At 59.7% G+C, this 615-nt stretch carries 1 protein-coding gene and 1 pseudogene; both read left to right on the top strand.

Going from position 1 to position 615, the window contains the following annotated elements; translation table 11 throughout:
• Positions 1-255 (top strand): transposase domain-containing protein (locus ACFFNA_RS40450; RefSeq protein WP_378926031.1); only part of this gene is annotated, 255 nt, incomplete at its 5' end.
• 27 nt (positions 256-282) lie between these two features.
• Positions 283-522 (top strand): annotated as a pseudogene (locus tag ACFFNA_RS40445) (IS110 family transposase); the annotation flags it as partial.
• Between the last annotated feature and the right edge of the window lie 93 nt (positions 523-615).

Here is a 615-nt window from a genome sequence, read left to right as displayed (position 1 = left end):
GAGATCGACTCCAATATCGTCGAGCGTGCAATCAGGCCCCAGACAATTACGAGAAAAAATAGTCTCTTCGCTGGAAGCGAGGGCGGTGGACGCACTTGGGCGACGGTAGCCACCTTGCTGCAAACCTGCAAAATGAACAGCGTCGATCCGCTCGACTGGCTCTCGCAGACCTTGACCCGCATCGCTCAAGGCTGGCCAGCATCCGAAATCGAAATGCTCATGCCCTGGAACTTCAAGCCAGGCGCCGTCAGCTAACCGCTTACACTTGAACGGAGGCGTCCTATGTTGGAAGTTAACACAATCGGATTGGATCTGGCGAAGAACGTGTTCCAAGCGCACGGTTCGGATGCGTCGGGAGCTGTGCTGTTCAGGAAGAAGCTTCGCCGCGATCACGTGCTTCGGTTTCTCGCCGGTCAGCCAGCCTGCATGGTCGCCATGGAAGCGTGTGCCGGCGGCCATTACTGGGCACGGGAGATTGCGAAGCTCGGGCATGATGTCCGGCTGATCGCCCCGGGCTGGTTGGGACGCTGCTCGGCGAAGTGCGGGGTCTTCACGGACAGGTCGAGAGCCTGCAGATGGAGAACCAGGCGCTGCGCGCCGACAACCAGAGCCTGA

The organism is Mesorhizobium kowhaii (genome assembly GCF_042431665.1).
Classification (GTDB): domain Bacteria; phylum Pseudomonadota; class Alphaproteobacteria; order Rhizobiales; family Rhizobiaceae; genus Mesorhizobium; species Mesorhizobium kowhaii.
This window is presented reverse-complemented; position numbering and strand designations above follow the sequence as displayed.